This is a genomic window from Saccharibacillus endophyticus (genome assembly GCF_013185185.1).
Classification (GTDB): domain Bacteria; phylum Bacillota; class Bacilli; order Paenibacillales; family Paenibacillaceae; genus Saccharibacillus; species Saccharibacillus endophyticus.
In genome coordinates this window covers 40,932-63,561 of sequence record NZ_JAAZWE010000010.1, presented here as the reverse complement: position 1 = coordinate 63,561, position 22,630 = coordinate 40,932, and the positions used below count along the sequence as shown (strand labels likewise).

The window sequence follows — 22,630 nt, the reverse complement described above, 5'->3', positions numbered from 1 at the left end:
TGCACCCCCTTTCCAGAGTTGAGCAGGTGTTAAGTATAAATGAGGTCTGTGACGGGTATCACAGAAACTTGAAAACAAAAGTGTTGGATAAGTAAGCACAAAACAGAGGATGCCCAATCCCGCTTTCCGTATTATACATTGGTCGCTAACCCTCGTAAAGTCCATTTTCGCACAAGTGCACACAACTTTACGGTTTTAAGACCAATCTTTGGAAATCAGGAGGTTAAAAGCGCCTTGTTTTGACACTCAATGACTTAGACGCGAGCAGTTGCAAAAAAGTTGCGAGTTTTTAAAACTTTTTTTGCAATTTTTTTTAAAAGACGAAAGAATACTCTTTTAAAGCCACCCACCTATGTACTTAAACAATCTTCGGTTTAAGTAAACGCAAAAGGCGCCAAATTCCGACGCCTTTTATATCTTCTATATGATATAGAATTTTTCGCGGTTTAGCGAATACGCAATGCCAGTTGAATGATCCTTGCTCGCATTTGCGGATCAGAGTTGAGCTTCTCGTACATTTCGTCGATCGGCTTTTTGTTGTCTTTGTAAGTCTTGTCATGTTTGATCGTCGCGTGCGACCAAGAGATCAATTCGTTTTCAGCTTCGGCCAACTCGTTGAACGCCTGGTGGAATCCTGTCTCCAAGACCAGTTGCTCCATAAGCTCTTGTTCGACTTCTTGTTCCTTTTGTTCTTCGGCTACGCGAGCCTCCAAAACCTTGGAACGTTCTTCGAATTTCGTTTTGGCTTTCATATAATCAATCTGAGCTTTCGACTTGATTGGTTTCATAGTGCTGATATCCACCCTCACAGAAAGTATTGTTACTCGCTATTCTAACGTAAAACGCTTCAAAACACAAAAAACGATTTTAAACAATTTTCCATAAAACTGTACTTCGCCATAAACCTCATTAAAAAAAGCAAAGCGCCTCTACAGTATAGAGACGCTTTGCTTTTGCGTTTAGTTGCACTTTTGTTTTACAGAGTTTTCATCTTGGTCATGACTTTGACCGCAATGTCGGCAGCTTCTGCGCGAGTAAAGGTTGCTTTAGGATCGAAGCGGTACGTTGCTTTCTTCTGTCCTTCTTCAAGCTTGTTGGCCTTGCCTTCCATATACTTGCCTTTGGTTACCGCCAATACGGCGCCTGCGTAGCTGGAGTTGATCGTAGTCGCGTCCGTGAACGACTTTTCAAGACCGGCTTTGGCTTTCGTATTGTCGGTCAGCTTCAGGTTCATCGCTCTGGCGATCATGATCGCCGCATCTTCACGGCTAAGCGTATTGTACGGCATGAATACGCGCGGACCCGTACCGCGGATGATACCTTTGCGTACTGCTGTTTCGATATAACGATAGTCCATGTACTGATTCGTTACCGGACCTACGTCATCGAAAGTACGCTTCGTGATATCTTCGTCGTAATCCAGAGGGATATTCAACATTCTGATCAGCATCGTGGCAAATTCGCCGCGAGTAATAACTTCGTTTACGCCAAACTCATTCGCGTCTTTGGCTTTCATTACCCCGCGGGACATCATCATTTCCACGTCTCCGCGCAAATCCGCTTGCGCGATAACGTCGCCGTAGCTGTAACGAAGACCGAATACCGCATAGTAGCCGAATCCGTCAAACGGAGCAGTTACGGTCTTGGCGGACTTGTTAACCGTTCCGCCGACGTTTACCCATTCGTTTCCGTTCAATCTCCAGATGCCCAGATTTCCTGCCGAAGCGTCAACCAGATCCGGATCATACTTGATCGTGATCGTGCCTTCTTGAGTCGGCTCCAACCATTGTTTCGCCGAACGGCTTTCGAATCCCGGCGCGGCGTAAGGCTGATTGCCCAGAACCGTTTTGTAGTCATCGCTTGTTGCTGTGGCGTCGAAATATCCGGCATCCAACCAATATAAGTTCGATGCGTATCCGAAGTGCGGTTTCGGAACCATGCGGCTCACCATCGTACCGTTGGATTCAAGAAGTTTGAGTTGACCGTCGCGATAACCGCCTTGACCGTCGCTCACGTTGACTTGGTTATAGATTTTAAGCGTTCTTCCGTCTACAGGGCTTGCGATCCCCGCTAACAGCTCCTGCTTATCGAAAAGACTGATCGTAGGAGACTGGCTGCCCGGAGTCGGGTTGATCTCTCTCAGCAGCGTTCCTTTGGGCAGAGAGATTTGCAGATCGCCTTTGAATAGTTTGAGCTTGCCGCCTGCCGGCATTACCGTACTGTATTGCGCGCCTTGTACGATTTCAGCAGAGTAGTTGACTTCAAAAGTACCGTTTGTTTTAGTCGTGCCTGCAGTAACTGTAAATTTAACTGTGTTTTTACCGGCTTTCAGACCGGACAGACGGCCGCGGAAGATGTCCTTGTCGCCTTTTTCCAAAGTCTGCTTGCCTACCACCACGCTGGAAGCTCCTTCGGCTTGAATGCTGACATCCAGGAAGTTTTGCGTAATGACGCTTTCGTTCGGCAGCTTCGGAGACAGAATCGTGTAAGGACGCAGCTCGCGGGTTACCGTAAGAGTTTTCGATGTGGTGGATGTGCCTTTGCGGACATAGACGGTAACTTTCAGATCGCCTGTTGTCGGCAGAGCCAGGTCTTCAATAATGAAGCCATTTACCGTGCCTGCTTTCGGACTTACTCTCAACTCGCCCGTCGATTGGGACCAGGACGTTCCTGTGCCGCGTGTCAGACGGGTTTCTTTTTTGTTGCCGTCCAAACGGATGATGATTTCGTCAGCCGTGTCTGCCGGAGTAATCGCGAATTCCGTGTCCATGGACAGCTCGTTCGTCGTATATTGATCCGCTTCTCCCGGAATGAATAAGGAGTTGTCCTGAGTCAAGGAATCGACCGGGAGCGGATGGAAGTTTTCAATCTGAATGCTGTCGTTCTCGATCAGGTACAGGTTAAGCGTCGTCGATACTTTTTTGCCGTTCGTCGTTCCCGACAACACCAGCGTATTCGCGCCCGGTGTCAGCGTCAGAGGGAAGTTAGCCGTGCTGAGCGAGAATGTTCCGTCCGTCGAAGTCGCGGTCGTCGTACGTCCGCTGTATTCGATCGTTACGGTATTCGAAGCTCCGGTAAAGTTGATCAAACGACCCTGCACCGAAGTGATCGCGTTGGCGTCAGTAAATACCTGCTCGTTATACAGGTTGGTTACCTGAATGAACGGAGCCGATTGGTAGTTGATCGGAACGGATACCGAATCGCTGCCGTATTCGAAAGTCAGCGTTTGACGGCCGCTTTTGAGCTTGGTGATTTTATAGATGTTGTATGCCGTTCCGCTACCGTCCGTGAACGACGCGTAGTCGGAAGAAGGAAGGGCCACGCCGTCAACTTTGAGATTTACGGAAGCTGCGTTACCTGTATCGACAGCGATCCACAGCGGAAGTTCCGGAACGGAAACGTACGGAGACGTTCCGGCATCGAAAGCCGTTTTGCTGCTGTAAGAAGTGACGCTGCTCGAAGAACTGCTTACGCCGTACAATTGATACACGTTTTTGATAAAAGCATCGCCCGTTCCGCGTACTTTGAAACTTACCGTGGCACGCTGTTGGCTGTTGACGCGCAAATCCATCTGGTAAGAACCGGATTGCAAAGCAGAAACGGTTCCCGTTGAGCGGAAGCTGTAGATGACCAGCGAAGTGCCTACCGTGTCTTTTTTGGTCAACGTGATGTCGGCTTCGTTGAAATCGGGATAGACTTGAGGCGTGTTGTCTACCATTTTCGTGAACGTGATTTTTCCCGCTACCGTATTCGCCGCCGTGCCGCTGGCAGGCATCGCAATAACGACTTCGCCCGAAATTGCTCCTGTCGGCGATCCTTCGATCGTCGCGTTCGGCTCGATCGCCGTCGCGCCGATTTTCGTATTGTACACTTGCGCGTTTCCGTCGTAATACACCAACGTACGCGTTTCCGCATAAGAAGACGTAGCCGATTTCACTTCGAACGTCAGTTTGTTCGACCCTTGCGTCAGCGTAGGCGTTGCATAGAACGTACCCGCGCCGCCGCTGAACATCGGATTGCCGTTCAACAGAACGTCTACCGCATTCGGAGCTTCTACCGTAATGGAAGGCGTTTGCGAAGATACGACGAAAGGAACGTTCTCCTGCGTATCCTCTGCCCCTACTTTTACGGAAGAAAGGTTAGGCGCATCGACGAACGAAACGTAAGCTTGGCTCGATACTTCTTGTCCGCTTGTCGTCGTTGCTTTTACGGTAATCCGGTTAAGACCGGATTTCACGCTGACTTGATAAAACTTAAAAGTCTTGTTATCGCCGGTATCCGGCTGACGGTCTCCGCCGCTGCTGGATCCGACGACGGTATCTCCGACCATGGACTCGATCACATAAGTGATCGTAGAAGTATTTACGTCTTGGAACGTACCGATGATATCGACTTTGCCGTTCGCGCTGTTCGTCGGCGCATTCGGTTTATCGCTCAAGTTCGTAATTTTCAAAGTTCCGCCCGCGGCGGATGCCGGATATACCGGAACCAACGTGAAGATCAAAACGACTGCCATCATTAAGCTCAACAGAGACTTAATGCCTTGTTTACCCACTTGTACAGCTCCCCTTTGTGACGCACGCCCCGAAGGGGTCGTCTTATTGTTGCCAATCTGCAATGGATGTCCCTCACTTCCTGTTTGTTACGCGTCGTTGTTCTTTTTATCGGCGGCATTAAGCGAATATGTTATAAAAAACCCTCATTTTTTACAAACAAAAAAAGCCTTGCTTCTCTATTCGCATAGAGAAAACAAAGCTTGTTAAAATTTCACAATTATCGGAAATCGAAAGCGTTAAGGCTTGGCTTGATCTTCCGGCTTCGGGCGAAGTCTTGCCAACAGCTGCAGCACCGGGCGCTTCGTTTGGCCGACGAGACCGATCACTTCGGCACCGATCTGCATGAAGAACATCATGATACAGATTACGACGAACGTCACCCAGCTCGCTTCGAACATCGCGGAAGCCGACTGGATAACCGCCAACACGCCGAAGAACGCGGCGATTCCGTAGATGATCAGCACCGTTTGGCGGTGGCTGAAGCCGAGTTCGCGCAGGCAATGGTGCAGGTGTCCTTTGTCCGGAGCGAAGATCGGCTTCTTCTGAAGCTTGCGGCGCACGATCGCGAAGAACGTATCCGACAGCGGCACCCCGATGATAATCAGCGGCGTGATGAACGACAATACCGCGATTTGCTTGAACCCGAGCAGCGAGAGCATCGCCAAGCTGAAGCCCAGGAACAAGGAACCGGTATCGCCCATGAAGATCTTGGCCGGGTGGAAGTTGAAGAACAGGAAGCCGATGATGCCTCCCAGCAGCAGCAGGCAAAGCAGCGCGACCAGGAAGTTGCCGTTGATCAGCGCCATCACGAGGATGGTTCCGATCGCGATACCCGATACGCCGGCGGCCAGGCCGTCAAGACCGTCGATCAGGTTGACCGCGTTCGTAACGCCGACGATCCAGAAGATGGTCAGCGGAATCGCGATCCAGTTTTCAAGCGAAGAATAAGCATCCATAAAAGGAATATTGACGAATTCGACTTTGATCCCGAATCCGAACACCACGACGCATGCCGCGCCGATCTGGATCAGGAACTTCAATTTGGCATTCAGGTCAAATCGGTCATCCAACGCGCCGGTAAGCACGATAATCGTTCCGGCTGTAAGGAAGGCCTTGATAAAGTTCCCGTCGCGTTCCGACAAGTCGAACGGAAGGAAAGGCATAACGGCAAGAAGCGTGATGGCAAAAGCGAGAAAAATCCCGAGTCCGCCGAGTCTAGGCATGATGCGCGTATGCACTTTGCGGGCGTTCGGCACGTCCACTGCTCCGACCTTGATCGCAAACCGCTTCACGAGCGGCGTCAGACCCAGAGCCAATCCGAGCGCGAGTACGAAACCTAAAATATAGACGATGAACATAGTTGTCTCAAACCTCCAATGTGTTTCAACCGGGAATTATTATAACGCGCCCTGCGGCCGAATGCCAGTACGAATTATGTAGATTTCCCTTTGCGCAACGATTATTCCATGCTTTTCTTTGCTTTTTTGACTTTACGCATGAATTGCGGCAGAGCCATCATTCGCGGCAGCCGGGAAGGTTCCTTCGCCAAACGGTAGAACCATTCCAAGCGAAGCTTCTGCATAAATATCGGCGCGCGCTTCGTTTTTCCTGAGATCACATCGAAACTTCCGCCGACTCCCATGATCACCGAAGCGCCCAGTTCATGCTTATGGCGGGCGATCCACGGCTCCTGCGTTTTGGCGTCTCGAGCGACAAACAACAGATCGGGCTGCGCCTGGCGGATCGACTCGATCACCCCGGCATTTTCCGGTGCGCCGAAGTAACCGTTGCGAACGCCGACGATTCGAACCTTCGGATATTGTTTCTGTAACCGACCGGCCGCTTCCTGAACCACTTCTTCCGCGGCGCCCAACAGATAAGCCGTCCAGCCCAGCTCTTCCCCGCGCTTCATCAGCTCGTGCAGCAGATCGAATCCGGCCACGCGTTCCGCCACCGGGTCACCGAATTCCTCGGCTGCCCAGACTACGCCCGCGCCGTCCGGCACGATCAGCTCGGCTTCGCGCATGGCGCGCATATTCTCTTCGCTTTCCAACGCGGCCATGATCATAATCGGGTTCGCGGTGATCACCTGGTGCGGCTTTTTGGAAGCAACGGCACGTTCCAGCACGGCAACGGTTCCTTTCATGTCCAGCTTCGAAACGTTGACGCCGAAGATGGAAGTGACCGGCACCCGGCCGATTCCGGCATCATTCTGCATCTGACTCATAGGGTTTGCTCATCCTTTATGTGAAAAATATTCAGCGATCGCCCGCGCGGGGCGCGCCGATTCACGCTTCAACTCGGCAATAAGCGGCTCGCGCTCCGCTTTCCAGCTTTCGGCGTCGTCCAGCAGATGAGCCAATTCTTCAGCCAGCCGCTCCGGACGTACCTGTTCGCTGTTCCCGATTGCTTTTACGTTCAATTGGGCCAAAAAGCTGTCGATCTTCGGATCGTAAGAGATTCCCGCTACCGGCACACGCTGCGAAGCCGCATAGATCAGACTATGCAAACGCATGCCGACAAGAGCATCGCAGCGTCCGACTTCGAGCAGCATCGCCTGAGGATCTTCGGTCTGGCGCGTCGTGATCTTCGAGCCGAGCGACTTGACGTCGCCCATTCGCTCGATCACGTAATTGGAAGCCGCTTCGTCATCCGGAAGGTGAAAAGGCAAGAAACAGAAGTGAACATTGCGGCTCTCCGCCAGCTTGCGCAATCCGTCCGCGATTCCGATCAGTTCGGCGCGATCTTCGTTCCAAAAACGTACCGACACCGCGATCTTGGGCAGTCCGTCGGGCTTCTCGGCCGGGAATTTCGACGCGGCTCCCGCAGGGAGCGGAAGACCCATCACCGGATCAGGCACGATCTCGACCCGGCTGCCGTCCATTTTCATGGAACGCAGCAGAGCGGCCGATTCCTGATCGCGAACTGAGATATAGTGACTGCGCTTGAACGAGCCGTGAATCAACGGGTAGAAAAGTTTCCGTGTGACCGGCCCCACACCTTGCGCGTAGATGAACACCGGCTTGCCCATCCATTGAGCCAGCCGGATGACGCCTACATAGTACGGGATCGTTTTGGAGCTGGTCGCATCCTGCAGCAAGCTTCCGCCGCCGCTGATCAACCCGTCGCTTTCCTTCAAGGCTTGGCGCACCTCGCCCATCTTCATCCGGTGCACCGCTTTGACGCCGTACACGCCTGCCGTCCAGGACGGGTCACCGGAAAGAACGATCGGTTCAAACGTAACGCCGCTGCGTTTCCCTTCTTGCTCCAACGCAGTCAGAATCGACTTGAGTACCGCTTCATCTCCGCTGTTGCGGAATCCGTAGTAGCCAGAGATTACAATCTTGCGAGCAGTGGCGACCATTTCTTCCAACACCTTTCGATGATTTGCCATACGAGCACGAAGCCAAGAGCTACAATAATACCGAGTCCCATACCCAGCAGGTCACGAACCAAAGAAATCCAGACCGGCGTGTGAATATGAGCAAAAGTATCGACCATCGACAATTGACCGATCGAGGCGATGATCATGACGTAAACGGCATGGCGATACTTCAGAGCGACGAATACAGCTGCAATGAAAATCGGATGTCCGAGCAAGAACTCTTTGAAGCGCGGACGCACGCCTACGGTGTTCTCCAGCAGGGTCCGGAACGTTTTCTCGATGCCGCTCGCACTTCCGCTGTTTCCTGTACGCGACAAGTAGTATAAGCCGGCCACGGCTGCGACTACCGCAATAACGACCATTGCGATCGTGACAGGCATGCGCAGAATCTTGCCCACGCTGCCGAACGCCGAATTTTTACGGTAAAAGAGCACATACAAGGCAGTCAACGCGATCGGCGCCAAATGCAGCAGGCTGACGCCGCGGAATTGATCCAGCACCAATTGGTAAGTGACATGGTTCAGCAGGGCAATAATGAACGGTACCGCGATCAACGACATGGCGCTTGTGCGCAAGAACAACAGAATGCCGTGAGTGAGTCTTCGGCCCGCGCTCATCTTCTGGCCTGCTTCGTACAAACGGTCGATCTTGCGAATCGCGAATACCATCGCAATCGTCGGCGCACTGATTCCGGCGAGCAGCGCGAGCGCCTGCTCCATCAGATGCGGCCGCAATACATACAGACCTGCCGTGCCTACTACGCCCAAGACAAAGACGAGCAGCGTCAGCGGCGGAATAAAGATCGAAACGAGCAGGGCAATCAAAGCGACTGCGCCCAAAATCGCGATCCAGCGGAAATAGTTCTGTCCGGCCATCTCGGCGACTTCGAACGAAGCGGCGGGTCCCATTTCAAAACCGTAGTTTTCGATACGCTGGATAGCTCCTTCGGGCCCGTCCAGGCTTTCGACCAGATTCTCGATCGTATCGGTGATTCGACCTTCGACCGAATTCGTTTGCACGGCCGTATGAATAAACATCATGCGAATATTGCGGTCTTTCGCAGCCAGCGCAAAGCGGTCCGCGATAATGTCGGGATCGAGCGCGGAGTCGCGACCGCTCAGCGAATACAAACGAGCGACGTTGAAGTTCGTATCCTTCGCCAGCGTCTCGAAGCCGCGTTGAGGTCCGCGCAGATTCTCGATCGCCGCGATCCCGATCCCGCGTTCGTTAAGCAGCTGCGCGAAATCTTCCAAATGACGCTCGTCCGGCTCTTCCGCGTAACCCGGCACTTCTTCTCCGTCAAATAGAATACGATCGACGCCCATCGTCTTGAATCGATCCAGCAGCGAAGCCAGGCCTTCTTGATCGTACACGGCACTGTTGCTTAGACGCGGCAGCAGATGGAAGCCTTTGGACTCCAGCATTTCCATCGCTACCGGGTCAGGTTCCATCGTTTTCAACACCGCATTTTGTACCGGCGTCGCAATTTTCAACCCGCTGCGCCCATTCAATGACCAGTCTTCGACCGCGATCTCCTGGCTCGCAAAAGCTTTGCGGATGATCGGTTCGACCTTAGCCTGATTTTCGGCATCCGTAAACAGCAGATATGTAGCATTCTCGTTAGCGGTCAACACTTTGCCTGTCAAACGCGCCGCATCCTGCTCGCTGTACACCGTGATGCGGCGTGCATTGGATAACTCCGTCAGCGTCGCTTGATACACGGCCATCGTGTGAATACCCGCTTCTTGCAGAACGTCGAGCTGTTCATTCATCCAAGCGCTAGGATTCCCTTGATAGGAAGAAACCTGCACCAGATCGCGATAATCGAAAATCATTTCTACATTCTTGGACGTACCTTCCGTTCGGATGCGGTCATATGCAACCGGTAAAGATGCCACGATGCCCAGGATAACCAGAATCCATAATACCTTTGTTGCCGCTTTGTTCCACTGACGCCATTTCTGACTCAATTTCCGTATACCTCCTTGCCGGAAGCGATGTCCCGGCATTGTTCAAGTTGATAAGTCAGACGCCTCCTGCCGAAACGCGCCGCTTCGGCGCGCTTCGGCAAGAGGCATCGTGGGAGTTCTGTAAAAACCGCCGCGAACGCGAATCGGAATCGGTCCGCGGCCATTTTTAATCAATATCCGATTGTGACGGGTAAGGCTTAAGCGTCTACTTTTGCCGTAACCGCGTGAACCAGTCGATCCACGGCTTCTTCGGCTGCCGCGAGCGAGTCGCCGCGAACCGCGAAGTAGACTTTGATCTTCGGCTCCGTGCCCGATGGACGCAGGACAAACCAGGAGTCGTCTTCCAAGATATACTTCAGCACGTTTTCGGACGGAAGCCCATCGATGCCTTTTGCATAATCGAGAGTCTGCACGACCTTCACGCCCGCGACTTCAGTCGGCGGGTTATCGCGCCATTCGGCCATGATGGACTGGATTTTAGCCAGACCGTCTTTGCCTTTCATCGTGCGCGACTCCAGACGTTCGATGAACGTTCCGAACTGTGCATACAGTCCTTCCAGCACGTTGTACAACGTCTTGCCCTGCGTCTTGTAGTAAGCCGCAGCTTCGGCAATCAGCATAGCCGCCAGCACCGCGTCTTTGTCCCGTGCGTAGCTGCCTGCCAGATAGCCGTAGCTTTCCTCGTAACCGAACAGGAAAGTATGCTCGCCGCTTTGTTCGAACTGCGTCATTTTCTCGCCGATGTATTTGAAGCCGGTCAGCGTGTTCAGTACGGAAGCGCCGTAATGCTCGGCAATGACCGCACCCAGTTCGCTGGTTACGATCGTTTTGATCACCGCGCCGTTCTCAGGCAGCGTACCCGCTTCTTTCATGCGACTCAGCACGTAATCGACCATGATCGCGCCGGATTGGTTGCCGCTCAGAACGACGTACTTGCCTTCTTGGTTGCGAACTACGGCGCCCATGCGGTCGCAGTCCGGATCGGTACCGATCAGGATATCCGCGTTCAACTCTTCGCCAAGCTTCATCGCCAGCGTGAACGCTTCGCGTTCTTCCGGGTTCGGCGATTTTACCGTCGGGAAGTCGCCGTCCGGCAGTTCCTGTTCCGGTACAACGGCAACATTTTTGAAGCCGATCTTCTCCAATACTTGGCGCACCGGCAGATTACCTGTACCGTGCAGAGGCGTGAAGACGATTTGCAGGTCGTCGCCTTTGCCGGCAGCCAATTGTTCACGGCTCAGGGAGAGGCTCGCTACGGTATCGATGAAAGCTTCATCTTCCGCATCGCCCAGCCAAACCAGCAGACCTTGCGCTTCGGCTTCTTCGCGGGTAATCCGTTTGATGGCCGAGAACGATTGAACGCCCTGCACCAGGCTGATGACTCGCTCCGCTTCATGAGGAACAAGCTGTCCGCCTTCTTGGTTATACACTTTGTAGCCGTTGTACTCAGGCGGGTTGTGACTTGCCGTCACCATAATCCCGCCGTCCGCTTGCAAATGGCGAACCGAGAAAGACAGCTGCGGCGTCGTGCGAAGCGAAGGATACAATTTGGCTACGATGCCGTTGGCAGCCAGGACCAATGCGGCTTCAAGCGAAAATTCCGGCGAAAAGTGGCGCGAATCGTGCGCGATGACGACGGAAGGTTTCCCTGCCTTGCCTTTTGCCGTTTCCAGTATGTACTCCGCCAGTCCTTGCGTCGCTTTACCGACGGTGTAGCGGTTCATGCGGTTGCTGCCTGCGCCGATCACGCCGCGCAATCCGCCCGTACCGAACTCCAGCTCCCGGTAAAAACGATCTTCCAGTTCATCCGGCTGCGCTTCCAGCCCTCGCAGCTCCTGCTTGGTTTCCTCATCGATGCTTGGGTCTTCCAGCCATTGCTTGACGACCGCCGCGGTTTTTTCATTCAACATATTTGTCGTACCTCCCTGTCCGGATTGTTGGGGTGAAGAGGCCTTCGCGGTTAGGTGCCTATTCGCGGTCGGCGAGCGCAAACATCATGTCGCCTTCGGCAACTATGGTTCCGTCGACGGTTGCTACGGCATGTCCTTTTCCGATCTTCCCCTTGAAGCGAGTCATTTCGACCTCAAGCCGCAGCGTATCGCCGGGCTTCACCTGTCCTCTGAAACGGAAGCCGTCGATGCCCGCGAAAAATCCGAGTTTCCCCCGGTTTTCTTCAACGATCATCATCGCCACGCTTCCGACCTGAGCCAGCGCCTCAACTATTAATACCCCCGGCATGACCGGATAACCCGGAAAGTGCCCAACAAAGAAAGGTTCGTTAACGGTTACGTTTTTAATGCCGACCGCGCGTTTGCCCGGTTCGACCTCCAAAATCCGATCCACCAACAAAAACGGCGGGCGGTGCGGTATAATTTCTTGAATCTGCTGCGAATCCAACATCACGAGCAAAACTCCCTTCGGCAATTTCCCCCATCATTATACAGTTTCCCGCAGCAAAAAGAAATCGCGGAAAACCGCCATAAAAAAAGAGCCGCTCCGAGATCCCGACGATCCAAGAACGGCTTTTGCGTATCTTCCTGATTCAAGGAGCAAAAACAAGGTCGAATACATGCATCCATGTCTCCGGCTTGAATGCCTCTTCCAGCCCCTGCTTCCCGATATAGACATAACCGAAGACCAGACCTCCGGCCAGACAAAGTGCGAAAAAAAGCAGAAAAAGAATAAAACGCAGCAATCTTCTGCCAAATGTTCGTTTGCGACGCACAGATCCTTCGCTTTGCTCGTCCATCACCTTTTCCACTTCTAACCCTCCTTGCTGCAAAGTCCGAAGCCCCGGAGAAAATACCGGGGCTTCGGACGACTTCATTTTACCGTCTATGCATTTTTGCGAACATTACCTTATTGACGGATTCCGTTTGCCAATGTTGCCATGGTATCGCTGGATGTCAGCGCCTTGGCAGCCAATTGATAAGCGCGCTGCGCTTGAAGCAATTCGGTCATCTGCGCGGTCATGTCCACGTTGGATTGTTCCAGGTATTGTTGTCTCACCTGAGCCGTCACGCCGTTATTCGTCAAAACGTCGCCTTCATTCACGCCGTCTGCCAAGATGAATACATTGCCGTCCGTCTGAACGAGTCCTTCGGAACGATCAACGCGCGCCAACGCAATCTGACCCGCAGCCGTACTCGTGCCGTTAGCGTTCAGCGCACGAACCGTGCCGTCGCTATCCACTTGCAGCTTCGATGCGGCCGGAATGCGAATCGGTTGCCCGTTTGTTCCCATGACCGGATGCCCCTGATTCGTCATCAGGTACACGTTCCGCGTATCGGCTCCGTTCGGTGCCAGTTGGAATGCCCCTTCGCGCGTCCACGCTTTCTCGCCGTTCACTTGAATCTCGAACACCGCGTTGCCTTCGATCGCAAGATCGGACAGGCTGCCCGTTTCTTTCAGAGGACCTTGCGTAAGATCGACAGTGACTTCGCCCATGCGGGCACCGAAGCCGAGATTGAATCCCGCATCCGTTCGCCGTCCGTCCAGTTGGAACGATTTGCCTTGCTGCTGCACTCGGGTCAGCGTGTCCTGGAAGCTTCCCTGTTTGGCTTTGTAGCCGACCGTGTCCAGGTTGGCGATGTTATCCGAAATCAGGTCGAGCTTACGCTGGAGGCCGTTCATCGTCACCGCAGCGCTAATCATCGAGTTATTCATGAATATGCCCCCTTAGTTAGACTCTTCCGACTTCGTTAACGGCTTTGTCCAAGCTCTTGTCATAAAACTGGACGACTTTCTGGTTGGCTTCGTACGCGCGCAGCGCCGCCGTCAGATCCACCATCGATTGCGCGGCATCCACGGTGGAACGCTCCAAGAACCCTTGTTTCACTTCGATTGCGTCCTCGTTGGTCGCAGCTCGCAGCGAACCGGCTCCTTGCGTCTTTTCCGCAAACAAGCCTTCGCCGTCGCGAGTCAGTCCGTTCGGCTGTTCGGCAACCGTGATCCCGATCCGTCCGGACGCGGCGCCCGTTGCTTTATTGAAAATCGTTCCGTTCTCGCGCACCCAGTAATCGTCCATCGAACCGGCCAGCACGATCGGTTGTCCGTCCTGACCCAGCACGTTCTGATTCATCGAAGTGACGAGACGGCCGTCCGAAGACAAATGCATGTCGCCATCGCGGGTGTAGCCGATTCCCCCGGCAGGATTCTCGACATTGAAAAAGGCCTGCGGCTTATAGATCGTCTGTCCGTTTGCTTGAACGGCTTTGCCGGAATCATCAAACGCAATGTTGCCGCCCTGCGGATTCGCGACCTGGATATCGGAAATCAGTGCGAGGTCGTCGGACGAATTCGACTCCGTCACATCGCCTTGCACCATCATCGAAATGCTTTCTTCGGCAAATACGCCCGTGTTGAGTTTGCCTACCTGGCGGTTATCGCGGCCTTGATCTCCGTTTTGCAGCGCCACCATGACTTCCGGGAAAGAACGTGCCACGCTCTCTACTTGTTTGTAACCTGTCGTGTTCAAGTTGGCGATGTTCTGCGTCACCGTATCATGTCTGTGCTGCTGCGTCATCATGCCTGCGGTCGCCGTGTATAATCCTCTCAGCATTCGATGTTTTCCCCTTTCCGATATCGCGGATGCGGTTTATTGCCGTCTGTGAAAAATTCAAGGTGTCTTTGTCCGTGTCCTAATGGCCGGCGCTTTTCAAAAAAGCCCCTCCAGCCTTGTCTTCTATATATCGGCAGATTCGAAAATTTGTTGAGGGGAAATCAGAATTTTTTCTTGGCTGTTTTGTCGAGATGATCCAACATCTTCTGGGTACCCTTAACCACGCAGTGCATCGGGTCCTCAGCCGTCCAGACCGGCACTCGCAATTCCTGTGCCAAGAGATCGTCCAGACCGTGCAGCAGAGCGCCCCCGCCCGTCAGCACGACGCCGCGATCGATGATATCCGCCGACAATTCCGGAGGCGTACGTTCCAGCACCGTTTTGGCGGCACTCACGATCAAAGCAACCGATTCGTCCAGCGCCTCTTTGACTTCCGCCGATGTAACGGAAACGGTACGAGGCAGGCCGCTGACCATATCGCGTCCGCGAATGTCCATTTCCACTTGGCGTCCGTCGGGGTGAACCGAAGCGATATTGATCTTCAGATCTTCCGCCGTCCGTTCGCCGATCAGCAATTTATATTTATTTTTGATATAACGAATAATCGATTCATCGAACGTATCGCCGGCTACCTTGATCGAAGAAGACGTTACGATATCGCCCATGGAGAGAACGGCTACGTCAGTGGTGCCCCCGCCGATATCGACAACCATGTTACCGCTTGGTTGATAAATATCCATGCCTGCGCCGATTGCCGCGGCTTTTGGCTCTTCTTCCAGATATACGTCTTTCGCTCCGGTACGCTGGGCCGCTTCGCGGATCGCTTTTTGCTCGACGGACGTGATATTGGTCGGCGCGCAGATCAAAATCCGCGGATTGCTGTACCAGCTTCTTCCGCCCACTTTGTTGATGAAGTAGCGAAGCATCGCTTCCGTAATGTCGAAGTCTGCAATGACGCCGTCGCGCAGCGGCCGCACGACTTCGATATTCCCCGGCGTACGTCCCACCATGCGGCGAGCTTCTTCGCCGACGGCCAGAACGCGCTTGGACTCTCTCTCTACCGCCACTACCGACGGTTCATCGATGACGACTCCCTTACCCTTTACATAAATCAGCACGTTCGCCGTGCCCAGGTCGATTCCGATATCCTTGCTCAACATGTATTTTCGCGGCCTCCAGCATCCTTGTTTATTCGGCTTCTTCACTGCGCGCTTACGCCCGCCACCCTGTAAACTACCAGCTTTTAACATACCATATTCATGGGGTGTACATCAACGGGAATTCACCGGAAAACCAGGCTAAAAACGCAAAAAATCCAAGTTCTCTCGAACTTGGATTTTTCAACCGAAATCTTATGCTTATGCCCACGTTGGTTGCACGTTGAATGCAGGTGCTTCCGTGCGTGCCGGCGTTTCCGCTGCTGCCGCTTCTGTCGAAGCAGCAGGCTCCGGCATGGAGACGCGCCAAATATCCGCACCCAGTCCAACGAGCTTCTCCGTCAGATTGACGTATCCGCGGTCGATGTGATGCGTTCCGCCGACTTCGGTGGTGCCTTCCGCGACAAGGCCTGCGCAGATCAAAGCCGCACCTGCGCGCAGATCGGTTGCCGTCACTTTCGCTCCGACGAATTTCGTCTCGCCGCTTACGAACGAAGAACGTCCTTCAACCTTGATTTCGGCATTCATCAGACGGAACTGGTCAACGTGCATGAAACGGTTCTCGAACACAGTCTCCGTTACGACGCTTGTTCCCGTAGAACTGAGCAGCAAAGCCATCATCTGGGATTGCATGTCCGTAGGGAAGCCCGGGTAAGGCAATGTCTTGATGTCCACTGCGCGAAGCGGCTTGTCCGCAATTACGCGAATGCCGTTTTCGTCAGGGATGACCGTAACGCCCATCTCTTCCATCTTGGCCACTACCGGACCCAGATGGTCTGCGATTGCGCCTTCCACATAGACGTCGCCGCCCGTGATTGCCGCAGCTACCATGTAGGTGCCCGCTTCAATACGGTCGGGAATGACCGTATGCGGAGCGCCGACCAGCTTATCTACGCCTTCGATGCGAATGGTATCCGTACCTGCGCCGCGAACGACTGCGCCCATGGCGTTCAGATAGTTTGCCAAATCTACAATCTCCGGTTCTTTGGCTGCATTTTCAATGGTTGTCGTTCCGATCGCCATTGTCGCAGCCATCATGATATTTTCCGTTGCGCCCACGCTGGCAAAATCCAGATAGATTTTAGCTCCGCGAAGTCTGCCGTCGCTTTTCGCTTCTACATATCCTTCGCCAAGCGTGACTTTCGCGCCCATGGCTTCGAAACCTTTGAGATGCTGGTCGATCGGACGCGTGCCGATCGCGCAGCCGCCCGGCATCGAAATGCGGGTCTCGCCCAAACGCGCAAGCAGAGGCCCCATAACGAGGAACGAGGCACGCATTTTGCTTACCCACTCGTATGGCGCTTCGGATGAAGTCAGGTTTTGCGCATTTACACGGATGACTTCATCACGGTATGTAATGCCTGCTCCCAACGATTCTAAAACTTTATTGATGGTCATAACGTCATCAAGAGGAGGAGCATCGGAAATGATACTTTCTCCTTCTTGTCCTAAAAGACTGGCAGCGATGATAGGAAGCACCGAATTCTTGGCACCGCTAACTTTGACGGTTCCGGTCAATCGTTTGCCGCCGCGGACGATAAATTTGCTCATCTACGTATTCCCTCCGCGCGTTTAATTTGCGTTTAATTTTGTGTGTCTATAATTTGTGTTTGTGGTATTGTGCACATGCCGACCTGAGAGCCGGTTCGTCTTTTGAAAGAAGATGCAGCCAACAAGCCTAATCACTGATTAACCCAAGCGTTCCGACTTTAAACAATCCCGACTCTAGAATCCTGTCCGGAGCAACTGCGACCATCCGACGTAATCCAAAACAAAGTTCGCGACGAAATGCCCGAGCACGATCGCGAGCAGGACATGCAGCATCTTTCCCTGCGAGCTCTGCGGATGGCGAATGATTACATCGAGCTTTAAATTCTGCAGCGCCCACCAGGCCAGCATAATACAGCCCAGCGATACGACCATAGACAGAATGCCGGAAACTCCGGTTTGCGAAAAAACGGCCAGGTTACTTTCAGCCATATTTCAAGCCCCTTTCATTCGTCCGGTCAGACCTTCGGTCCGCGTATCGATATTTTTGCGGACTCCTCTATAATACTGGGAAGCGAGCGAAGAATCCAGCACATTTCAAACAATTTTTACAAAAAAGCGCACATAACTTTCCTTCAAAGCTTGTTCATTGGGTTTTGCTTGGTTGCTTAAATTGATGTAAGCGCTTTTTGCTAAAAACCCCGCTTTTGAATGCCCTTTTCCTTTATCGGAAAACCGCTCGGATTTTTGAATCGTGTGCTTTATATTTCCGGGGAAATAAGCCCTACGAAAAAAAGCCGGACTCCGAAGAGACCGGCCTTGCGATTACTTATTGACGACATCCGTAGCATTTACGTCGATACGGGTCATTGCGCGCTTAAGCGCGAGTTCCGCACGACGGAAGTCGACTTCATCTTGATGCATTTTGCTGCTTTCGATCCGAAGCTCAGCTCTTTCTCTTGCAGCACGAGCGCGATCGACATCGATGCTTTCCGGCAGTTCGGCGCTTTCGGCCAAGACAACCACCTTATCCCGACGAACTTCCAAGAAGCCGCCGTGTACAGCGATATGCGAACGTTTTTTGTCATGCTGCACCGTGAGAGCGCCGATCTGGAGCGGAGCAACCATCGAAATGTGCCCAGGCAAAATACCCATGTCGCCTTCTACGCTTTTGGCGATGATACTGGTGACCTCACCGGAGTAAATGAGACGCTCCGGCGTGACGATTTCCAGCAAAAAGGTGCTCACTTGTATCCCTCCTCACCCTAAGTAGCTTACAGGGTTTTCGCTTTCTCGACGGCTTCTTCGATCGTGCCGACGAAGAGGAATGCCGCTTCCGGCAGACCGTCATGCTTACCGTCAAGGATTTCACGGAAGCTGCGGATGGTTTCCTTAACCGGTACGTAACGTCCTTTGAGGCCTGTGAAGGCTTCGGCAACGTGGAACGGCTGCGACAGGAAGCGTTGGATCTTGCGCGCACGAGCAACGATAACTTTGTCGTCTTCGCTCAGCTCGTCCATACCCAGGATCGCAATGATGTCCTGAAGCTCGCGGTAACGAGCCAGGAGCTGCTTAACGCCTTGAGCAACTTCGTAGTGCTCTTCGCCGACAACGTCCGGAGCCAGAATCCGCGAGCTGGAAGCCAGCGGGTCTACGGCAGGGAAGATACCCATTTCGGAGATTTTGCGCTCCAGGTTGGTCGTCGCGTCCAAGTGAGCGAAAGTCGTCGCCGGCGCCGGGTCGGTATAGTCATCCGCCGGTACGTAGATCGCTTGAATCGACGTTACGGAACCTTTTTTGGTCGACGTGATCCGTTCTTGCAATTGACCCATTTCGGTTGCCAGCGTCGGCTGGTAACCTACGGCCGAAGGCATACGGCCCAGCAGGGCGGATACTTCGGAACCGGCTTGGGTAAAGCGGAAGATGTTGTCGACGAACAGCAGTACGTCGCGACCTTCTTCGTCACGGAAATACTCAGCCATTGTCAGACCCGTCAAGGCAACGCGCAGACGTGCGCCCGGAGGCTCGTTCATCTGACCGAATACCATGGCCGTTTTGCTGATAACGCCGGACTCTCTCATTTCGTGGTACAAGTCGTTACCTTCGCGCGTACGTTCACCAACGCCCGCGAATACGGAGATACCGCCATGTTCCTGTGCGATGTTGTTGATCAGCTCTTGGATCGTAACGGTTTTGCCTACGCCCGCGCCGCCGAACAGACCGATTTTACCGCCTTTTGCGTAAGGAGCCAGCAAGTCGATAACCTTAATGCCGGTTTCAAGCATTTCAGCCTGTGTCGACAATTCGTCAAACGTCGGAGGCTGACGGTGGATCGGGTTATTTACCGGAGCAACCACGTCGCCGGCTTCGTCGATTGGTTCGCCCAGAACGTTAAATACGCGTCCTAGCGTAATTTCGCCGACCGGAACGGAGATTGGCGCTCCGGTATCCACTGCTGCGCTTCCGCGCGTCAATCCGTCCGTGGAAGACATCGCGATGCAGCGCACCGTGTTGTCGCCCAGGTGGTTCGAGACTTCCAGAGTCAGTTCGATCGTTTGACCGTTTTCCGTCGCTTTTGTAACCTTGAGCGCATTCAGGATTTCAGGAAGTTGACCACGTTCGAATTCCACGTCAACGACCGGACCCATGATGCTGATAATGCGTCCTGTATTCATGCTTGGTTTTCCCTCCTACAAGCTTCAGCTTTGTGCGGCGCTCGCGCCGGCCACGATTTCGGTAATTTCCTGCGTAATGGCCGCTTGACGCGCCCGGTTGTACGTTAACGTATATTCGTTAATCAGCTTGGATGCGTTCTTGGTTGCCGAACCCATCGCAGTCATCTTGGCACCCAGTTCACTCGCTTTGCCTTCAAGCACCGCTTTGTAGATCAGCGTCTCGGCATAACGAGGCAGCAGAATATCCAGTACCTCGGCAGGCGACGGCTCAAACTCGTAGTTTTGAACCGCGCCTTCGAACGAAACAGGCTCCATCGGAAGAAGTCCTTCGACTTGAGGAATCTGCGTAAGCGCGTTAACGAATTGGTTATAACATAAGTACAGCGCGTCGGAGTGGCCGAGTTCGTAATCTTTTACCGCTCGGGCCGCGACTGCTTTGATATCCGCGAAAGAAGGAGCATCGGACAATTCCGTCACGGTTTCCGCGACCGGAATCCCGCGTCTGCGGAAATAGTCCCGACCTTTACGCCCGATTACGTACAGAATGTACTCGTCCGGAGACGAATGACGATCCCGAAGCTCGTTCGATACCCGGCGCAAAATATTCGCGTTATAACCGCCGGCAAGACCGCGGTCGGACGTGATGACGAGATACGCCGTTTTGCGCACAGGTCGTTTCTCCAACATTGGATGACTGGCGTCGATTCCGCTCGAAGCGATACTCGCCACGACCTCGCGCAGTTTTTCCGAGTACGGACGTGCCGCTTCGGTTTTTTCCTGCGCGCGGCGCAGCTTGGAAGCCGCTACCATCTCCATTGCTTTGGTGATCTGGCGGGTGTTCTGCGTACTCTTAATCTGACGCTTAATCTCGCGTATTCCTTTTGCCATCTTGTCACCTCCTACAGACTTTGCGTGAGCAAAGTTACTTCGTAAGCATGGGCTATAGACTTTGCTTGCGCATGATCCGCAGAATGTAGAGAAATTCCTATTCGTATAGAAAGCTTAAGCGCTGCGGGAGAAATTCGTTCAATCCGCTGTCTCACTCGGAAAGCTGAATGTATTTAAAGTAGGAAGCTTTCCGAGTTCAAAGGCGTCGTTCACTGAATTTCTCCCTCCGCTTAAAAACTTTCTTACAATCGGAATTCATCCAATTCTTTGGACTTTGCGTAAGCAAAATCGCTTTATTAAGTAGAAAAATACCGTTATATAAGCCTCGGCTTCGCGAGCAAAGCCGCTCTTCCCTCAAGGGAAGGACGCGGCTTTACACGTTCGAAGCCGTTAAGGGCTCTTCATAAAGAGATGCGCAGCTTAGGCTGTTGTCGCAAATCCTTTTTTGAACTGTTCGATTGCGGCAACCAAAGCTTTGTCGTTGTCGGACGTGAGGTCTTTGGTTTGCACGATCGAATCGAGAATCGCTTGATGCTCGGTTGTCATGTAGGCCAGGAACTCGCGTTCGAAGCGGCGAACGTCGGCAACCGGGATATCGTCGAGGAAGCCTTTGACAGCGGTGTACAAGCTCACGACTTGCTGTTCGACGGCAAGAGGTTGGTTGACGCCCTGTTTCAGGATTTCCATCATGCGCGCACCGCGGTTAAGGCGGGACAGCGTCGATTTATCAAGGTCCGAACCGAACTGCGAGAAAGCTTGCAGCTCGCGGTATTGCGCGAGATCCAGACGCAGCGTGCCGGCAACTTTTTTCATTGCCTTGATCTGTGCGGAACCGCCGACGCGGGATACCGAGATACCGACGTTGATCGCCGGACGTTGACCCGAATAGAACAGGTCCGCTTCCAGGAAGATCTGACCGTCGGTGATCGAGATTACGTTCGTAGGAATGTAAGCCGATACGTCGGATGCTTGGGTTTCGATGAACGGCAGAGCCGTCAGCGAGCCGCCGCCGCGAGCGTCGCTCAATTTAGCGGCGCGCTCCAACAGGCGGGAGTGGAGGTAGAATACGTCACCCGGGTAAGCTTCCCGGCCCGGAGGACGACGAAGCAGCAAGGAGAGTTCGCGGTAAGCTGCGGCTTGTTTGGACAAGTCGTCATAGATAACCAGCGCGTGTTCGCCTTTGTACATGAAGTACTCGCCCATTGCGCAGCCTGCGTATGCAGAGATGTATTGCAATGGAGCCGGATCGGATGCCGATGCCGTTACGACGACCGTGTATTCCATTGCGCCGTTGCGGCGCAGCGTTTCCACAACTTGCGCAACCGTGGATTGTTTTTGTCCGATTGCGACGTAAACGCATTTCACGTTGTTGCCTTTTTGGTTGAGGATCGTATCGATCGCGATGGTTGTTTTACCGGTTTGACGGTCGCCGATGATCAGTTCGCGCTGACCGCGGCCGATCGGAACCATCGAGTCGATTGCTTTGATACCCGTTTGCATCGGCTCGTGTACCGATTTACGGTCGATAACGCCCGGAGCCGAACCTTCTACAGGACGGAAATGCGGCGTTTCGATCGGACCTTTGCCGTCAACCGGCTGTCCGAGCGGGTTCACGACGCGGCCGAGCATGGCTTCGCCGACCGGAACTTCCATAATGCGGCCTGTACGTTTAACTTGGTCGCCTTCGCGGATATCCGTGTAAGGGCCCAAGATAACGATACCGACATTGTCTTCTTCCAGGTTGAGGGCCATGCCCATTACGCCATTGGAAAATTCGAGCAGCTCGCCCGACAATACGTTATCGAGGCCGTGCGCGCGTGCGATACCGTCGCCGACTTGAATAACGGTTCCCACTTCGGCGACTTCGATTTCATTTTGATACTGTTGAATCTGGCTCTTAATCAGCGTGCTGATTTCATCAGGTCTGATACTCAAGTGGTTTCCCCCCTG

18 protein-coding genes are annotated in these 22,630 nt (G+C 53.3%); all 18 read right to left on the bottom strand.

Annotation, left to right across the window (positions count from 1 at the left end; translation table 11 throughout):
* Positions 1–446: 446 nt before the first annotated feature.
* Positions 447–788, bottom strand: a complete 342-nt coding sequence (locus tag HRQ63_RS24385) for a hypothetical protein (protein WP_172247755.1) — start codon at positions 786–788, stop codon at positions 447–449.
* A gap of 188 nt (positions 789–976) precedes the next feature.
* Positions 977–4,555: an S-layer homology domain-containing protein gene (locus HRQ63_RS26325; RefSeq protein ID WP_172247754.1), complete on the bottom strand. Its 3,579-nt coding sequence runs from the start codon at positions 4,553–4,555 to the stop codon at positions 977–979.
* Between the two features lie 237 nt (positions 4,556–4,792).
* Positions 4,793–5,914, bottom strand: coding sequence for an MraY family glycosyltransferase (locus HRQ63_RS24375; RefSeq protein ID WP_172247753.1), 1,122 nt, complete (start codon positions 5,912–5,914; stop codon positions 4,793–4,795).
* Between the two features lie 101 nt (positions 5,915–6,015).
* Positions 6,016–6,783, bottom strand: coding sequence for a WecB/TagA/CpsF family glycosyltransferase (locus HRQ63_RS24370; RefSeq protein WP_172247752.1), 768 nt, complete (start codon positions 6,781–6,783; stop codon positions 6,016–6,018).
* A gap of 9 nt (positions 6,784–6,792) precedes the next feature.
* Positions 6,793–7,920, bottom strand: a complete 1,128-nt coding sequence (csaB, locus tag HRQ63_RS24365; RefSeq protein WP_172247751.1) for a polysaccharide pyruvyl transferase CsaB — start codon at positions 7,918–7,920, stop codon at positions 6,793–6,795.
* Complete coding sequence (locus HRQ63_RS24360; protein ID WP_172247750.1) at positions 7,893–9,911, bottom strand: DUF5693 family protein; 2,019 nt, start codon at positions 9,909–9,911, stop codon at positions 7,893–7,895. Before HRQ63_RS24360 ends, csaB begins: the two co-directional genes overlap by 28 nt.
* A 197-nt stretch (positions 9,912–10,108) precedes the next feature.
* Entirely contained in the window at positions 10,109–11,821 is a 1,713-nt protein-coding gene (locus HRQ63_RS24355; RefSeq protein WP_172247749.1) for a phospho-sugar mutase, read from the bottom strand.
* Positions 11,822–11,879: 58 nt separating this feature from the next.
* Positions 11,880–12,311, bottom strand: a complete 432-nt coding sequence (gene fabZ, locus HRQ63_RS24350) for a 3-hydroxyacyl-ACP dehydratase FabZ (protein ID WP_172247769.1) — start codon at positions 12,309–12,311, stop codon at positions 11,880–11,882.
* Positions 12,312–12,453: 142 nt separating this feature from the next.
* Positions 12,454–12,672: a DNA-directed RNA polymerase subunit beta gene (locus tag HRQ63_RS24345; RefSeq protein WP_229714336.1), complete on the bottom strand. Its 219-nt coding sequence runs from the start codon at positions 12,670–12,672 to the stop codon at positions 12,454–12,456.
* 98 nt (positions 12,673–12,770) lie between these two features.
* On the bottom strand, positions 12,771–13,577 hold the full coding sequence (locus tag HRQ63_RS24340) for a flagellar hook-basal body protein (protein WP_172247748.1): 807 nt from the start codon (positions 13,575–13,577) through the stop codon (positions 12,771–12,773).
* Between the two features lie 16 nt (positions 13,578–13,593).
* Positions 13,594–14,472 (bottom strand): flagellar hook-basal body protein, encoded by an 879-nt coding sequence (locus HRQ63_RS24335; protein WP_172247747.1) that lies wholly within the window; start codon positions 14,470–14,472, stop codon positions 13,594–13,596.
* A 161-nt stretch (positions 14,473–14,633) separates the two neighbouring features.
* Complete coding sequence (gene mreB / locus HRQ63_RS24330) at positions 14,634–15,632, bottom strand: rod shape-determining protein (protein ID WP_037287125.1); 999 nt, start codon at positions 15,630–15,632, stop codon at positions 14,634–14,636.
* Between the two features lie 198 nt (positions 15,633–15,830).
* Complete coding sequence (gene murA, locus HRQ63_RS24325) at positions 15,831–17,180, bottom strand: UDP-N-acetylglucosamine 1-carboxyvinyltransferase (RefSeq protein WP_172247746.1); 1,350 nt, start codon at positions 17,178–17,180, stop codon at positions 15,831–15,833.
* A gap of 174 nt (positions 17,181–17,354) precedes the next feature.
* Complete coding sequence (locus HRQ63_RS24320; protein WP_172247745.1) at positions 17,355–17,609, bottom strand: DUF1146 family protein; 255 nt, start codon at positions 17,607–17,609, stop codon at positions 17,355–17,357.
* A 333-nt stretch (positions 17,610–17,942) separates the two neighbouring features.
* The gene (locus HRQ63_RS24315; RefSeq protein ID WP_172247744.1) at positions 17,943–18,365 is read right to left on the bottom strand and encodes a F0F1 ATP synthase subunit epsilon; all 423 of its coding nucleotides are present in this window, start codon (positions 18,363–18,365) and stop codon (positions 17,943–17,945) included.
* Between the two features lie 26 nt (positions 18,366–18,391).
* On the bottom strand, positions 18,392–19,792 hold the full coding sequence (atpD, locus tag HRQ63_RS24310; RefSeq protein ID WP_037287117.1) for a F0F1 ATP synthase subunit beta: 1,401 nt from the start codon (positions 19,790–19,792) through the stop codon (positions 18,392–18,394).
* A 24-nt stretch (positions 19,793–19,816) separates the two neighbouring features.
* Positions 19,817–20,680: an ATP synthase F1 subunit gamma gene (gene atpG / locus HRQ63_RS24305; protein WP_172247743.1), complete on the bottom strand. Its 864-nt coding sequence runs from the start codon at positions 20,678–20,680 to the stop codon at positions 19,817–19,819.
* Between the two features lie 420 nt (positions 20,681–21,100).
* Positions 21,101–22,615 carry a F0F1 ATP synthase subunit alpha gene (atpA, locus tag HRQ63_RS24300; RefSeq protein ID WP_037287112.1) on the bottom strand — a complete coding sequence of 505 codons (1,515 nt, stop codon included), beginning with the start codon at positions 22,613–22,615 and terminating at the stop codon, positions 21,101–21,103.
* Positions 22,616–22,630: the final 15 nt, after the last annotated feature.